The organism is Sphingobium sp. ba1, assembly GCF_000743655.1.
In the GTDB taxonomy this organism is placed as follows: domain Bacteria; phylum Pseudomonadota; class Alphaproteobacteria; order Sphingomonadales; family Sphingomonadaceae; genus Sphingobium.
The window spans coordinates 2,299,140-2,303,411 of sequence record NZ_JPPQ01000069.1 but is presented as its reverse complement, the minus strand read 5'-3'; the positions used below and the strand labels follow the sequence as shown (position 1 = coordinate 2,303,411).

General features: G+C 65.8%; 4 protein-coding genes. All 4 read left to right on the top strand.

Features of this window, described 5'->3' with window-relative positions; all coding sequences use genetic code 11:
• Window positions 1-663, top strand: a 663-nt coding sequence (locus tag IL54_RS24990; RefSeq protein ID WP_193378858.1) for a LysR family transcriptional regulator substrate-binding protein, incomplete at its 5' end; no start/stop codon positions are given.
• A gap of 253 nt (window positions 664-916) precedes the next feature.
• Window positions 917-1,369 (top strand): formate dehydrogenase subunit gamma, encoded by a 453-nt coding sequence (locus tag IL54_RS14255; RefSeq protein WP_037476543.1) that lies wholly within the window; start codon window positions 917-919, stop codon window positions 1,367-1,369.
• Window positions 1,366-3,000, top strand: a complete 1,635-nt coding sequence (locus IL54_RS14250; protein WP_037476542.1) for an NADH-ubiquinone oxidoreductase-F iron-sulfur binding region domain-containing protein — start codon at window positions 1,366-1,368, stop codon at window positions 2,998-3,000. The genes IL54_RS14255 and IL54_RS14250 overlap by 4 nt, the downstream gene beginning before the upstream one ends.
• A partial coding sequence (locus tag IL54_RS14245; protein ID WP_037478733.1) for a 2Fe-2S iron-sulfur cluster-binding protein occupies window positions 2,997-4,272 on the top strand: 1,276 nt, incomplete at its 3' end. The genes IL54_RS14250 and IL54_RS14245, both read left to right, overlap by 4 nt.

Below are 4,272 nucleotides of genomic sequence, written 5' to 3'. Positions count from 1 at the left end.
GCGGCGGAAACCGCGCGCGGGCCGTTGCGGGGCGAACTGCGGCTGGGCGCGATCCCCGCCGCCATGCCCGCCATCGGTTGCCTCGCGACGGCGATGCTGGCGCGCTATCCGGGGCTGAATATTTCAGTGCGGGCGCTGACATCGCGCCAGATCGAGCGCGAACTGGCGGCGTTCGAGCTGGACGCAGGCCTCACCTATCTCGATTTCGAGCCACCCGCCCATGCCTTGTCGGTGCCGCTCTATGTCGAGCGCGCAATGCTGGTGAGCGCGGTGGACGGCGTGCCGATCCCTGCCGTCATCGACCGGGCGGACTTGGCCGGCCTGCCGCTGTGCCTGCTGCATCAGGGGATGCAGAACCGGCGGATATTGGATGCGCGGCTGGCCGCGCGCGGGCTGGCGCTGCGGCCTTTGGTGACGGCGGACAGCTATGTCGCGTTGCTGGGGCTGGTGCAACAGGGGCGACTCTGTTCGATCATTCCCGACAGCCATGCCGCCTTGCTGGACGGGCTGCGCTGGGCGCACACCACGCCGCTGCCCGATATGGGGGAGGGCAGCCGAGTCGGCGTCATCGTGTCGGACAGCGCGCCGATGGGGCCATTGGCGCAAGCGGTGCTGGCCGTCGCGCGGGAATTGCGATTGCCGCCGGGCTTTACGACGATTTAGGGCAGAACAATCCTCCCCTGCAAGGGGAGGTGGCGCGCGCGAAGCGCGTGACGGAGGGGTGTCGTCCTCTCGATAAGGTGACACCCCTCCGTCTGGCCTGCGGCCAGCCACCTCCCCCGCCGGGGGAGGATGATGTGGGCGCGTCCGATGCTTGATAGAGTATCCCTATCAAGCATCGCTGGCTTCGATTTGACCGACGCGCCCCGCCGCCCCACTATGGCGCAAAATTGCGGCCAAGAGGCAGGGTATCGGGATGGACGAGTTTATCGAAGGCTGGACGGCGCAGCATGGGGCGACGCGCGACCAGCTATTGCCGCTGCTCCATGCCGTGCAGGAAGAGGCCGGGCATGTCGATGATGCGGTCGTGCCGGTCATCGCCAAAGCGCTGAACCTGTCGCGTGCCGATGTGCATGGCGTCGTCACCTTCTATCATGATTTTCGCCGCACGCCGCAGGGTCGCCATGTCGTGAAACTGTGCCGCGCCGAAAGCTGCCAGGCGCGCGGCGGTGCGGCGATCGAGGCGGCGGCGGCGCAGCGGCTGGGCGTGGCGATGGGGCAGACGCGCGGCGACGGCGCGGTCAGCCTGGAGCCGGTCTATTGCCTGGGTCTCTGCGCGATCGGGCCTAATGCTTTGGTCGATGGCCGCCCGGTGGCGCGGATCGACGGTGCGGCGCTGGAGCGGATCGCGGCGGAGGTGGCGGCATGAAAATCTATGTAAGCCGCGATATGGCCTCGGTCGCGCTGGGCGCGGATGATGTCGCCCACGCCTTTACCGAAGCCGGATGCGACGTGATCCGCACCGGATCGCGCGGGCTGTTCAGCATCGAACCGCTGGTCGAGGTCGAGAGGGCGGACGGCCGCATCGGCTATGGCCCGGTGGGGCCGGGCGATGTGGCGGCGGTGCTGGACGGCACCCACCCCAACCGGCTCGGACGCATCGACGCGCTGCCTTTCTTTGCCGGGCAGCAGCGCTTCACCTTTGCCCGCTGCGGCGTGATCGACCCCGTCTGCCTGGACGACTATGCCGCCACAAGTGGATGGAAAGGCCTGGACGCGGCGCGCGCGCTTGCTCCGCAGGCGGTGGTCGATGCGGTCAAGGCGTCGGGCCTGCGCGGGCGCGGTGGTGCTGGCTTTCCCACCGGCATCAAGTGGCAGACGGTGCTGGATGCGCCCGGCGACGCGAAATATATCGTCTGCAACGCGGACGAGGGCGACAGCGGTACCTTCGCCGACCGGATGCTGATGGAGGGCGACCCCTATTGTCTGATCGAGGGTATGGCGATCGCCGCCCATGCCGTCGGCGCGCACCATGGCTATATCTATATCCGCTCGGAATATCCGTTCGCCATCTACACCATGCGGTTGGCGATCGAGCGGTCGGCGCATCTGATCGCCCCCTTCACGCTGGAAGTGCGCGAGGGGGCAGGGGCCTATGTCTGCGGCGAAGAGACGGCATTGCTCGATTCGATCGAGGGCAAGCGCGGACAGGTGCGCGCCAAGCCGCCCTTGCCCGCGCTCAAAGGGTTGTTCGGCCAGCCGACCGTCATCAACAATGTGCTGAGCCTCGCCGCCGTGCCCTTCATATTGGCGGAAGGGGCTGAGGCCTATGCGGGCGTCGGCTTCGGCCGGTCGCGCGGCACGATGCCTGTGCAACTGGCGGGCAATGTGCGGCATGGCGGCCTCTATGAGATTGGCTTCGGTATCACGCTGGGCGAACTGGTGAACGATATCGGCGGCGGCACCGCCAGCGGTCGTCCGGTACGCGCGGTGCAGGTGGGCGGGCCGCTCGGCGCTTATTTCCCGCCCAGCATGTTCCATCTGCCGTTCGATTATGAAGCCTTTGCGGCAGCCGGGGGCCTCATCGGCCATGCCGGGATCACCGTGTTCGACGACAGCGTGGATATGGCGCATATGGCGCGTTTCGCGATGGAATTTTGCGCGGTGGAAAGCTGCGGCAAATGCACGCCCTGCCGCATCGGATCGACGCGCGGGGTGGAGATTGTCGATCGGATTATTGGGATGCGCGATACGTCTCACACCGTTCGCCCTGAGCTTGTCGAAGGGCTTTCCTTCTTGAAGGATCAGGGGAAGGCTTCGACAGGCTCAGCCCGAACGGGGGAGGGGTATTTGGATAAAGCCCTCTACTCGCGCGCGCCCAGCCGGATCGATGTGTCTGTCGACGCGCAATCCGACCTGCTGCGCGATCTGTGCGATACGATGAAATATGGCTCGCTCTGTGCGCTGGGGGGCTTCACCCCCTATCCGGTGTTGAGCGCGCTTGACTATTTTCCAGAGGATTTTGGCTTGGCCAAGTCCGTTCAGGAGGCTGCGGAATGACATTCACGCGCGAAACCGACCATGGCACCCCGGCGGCCATCGCCACCAGCAAGTCCGTCACCCTGACCATCGATGGGCAGGCCGTGACCTTGCCCGAAGGCACCAGCATCATGCGCGCCGCCTCGCTGCTCGGCGGCTCCATCCCGAAACTCTGCGCGACCGACAATGTCGAGAGTTTCGGCTCCTGCCGCCTGTGCCTGGTCGAGGTGGAGGGCCGCAACGGCTATCCCGCCTCCTGCACCACGCCGGTCGCCGAAGGCATGGTGGTCCGCACCCAGACCGAGCGGCTCAAAAAGCTGCGCCGCGGGGTCATGGAACTCTACATCTCCGACCATCCGCTCGATTGCCTGACCTGCGGCGCGAATGGCGATTGCGAATTGCAGGATCAGGCCGGTGCGGTCGGCCTGCGCGATGTGCGCTATGGCTATGACGGCGCGACCAATATGGGCCAGGCGAAGGACCAGTCGAACCCCTATTTCGATTTCGATCCCAGCAAATGCATCGTCTGCTCCCGCTGCGTGCGCGCCTGCGACGAAGTGCAGGGGACGTTCGCGCTGACCATCGAGGGCATGGGGTTCGACTCCAAGGTCGCCGCGTCGCAGGGCGAGGATTTCCTCGGCTCCGAATGCGTCTCCTGTGGTGCCTGTGTGCAGGCCTGCCCGACCGCGTCGCTGATCGAAAAAAAGGTCGTCGAGGTCGGCACGCCCGATCGCGCCATCGTCACGACCTGCGCCTATTGCGGCGTCGGCTGCACCTTCCGCGCGGAAATGCGGGGCGAGGAACTGGTCCGCATGGTGCCATGGAAGGACGGCAAGGCCAATCGCGGCCATAGCTGCGTCAAGGGCCGCTTTGCCTGGGGCTATGCCCGGCATCAGGACCGCATCCTCAATCCCATGATCCGCGCGTCGGTCAGCGAACCCTGGCGCGAAGTATCGTGGGACGAGGCCATCGCCCATACCGCCAGTGAATTTCGCCGCATCCAGGCGAAATATGGCACCCGTTCGATCGGCGGCATCACGTCCAGCCGCTGCACCAATGAAGAAACCTTTTTGGTTCAAAAGCTGATTCGCCAGGGCTTCGGCAACAACAATGTCGATACCTGCGCGCGCGTCTGTCACTCGCCGACCGGCTATGGCTTGAGCAAGACCTTCGGCACCTCGGCCGGCACGCAAGATTTCGACAGCGTGATGCAGGCCGATGTGATCCTGGTGATCGGCGCGAATCCCACCGACGGCCACCCCGTATTCGCCAGCCGCATGAAGCGGCGCCTGC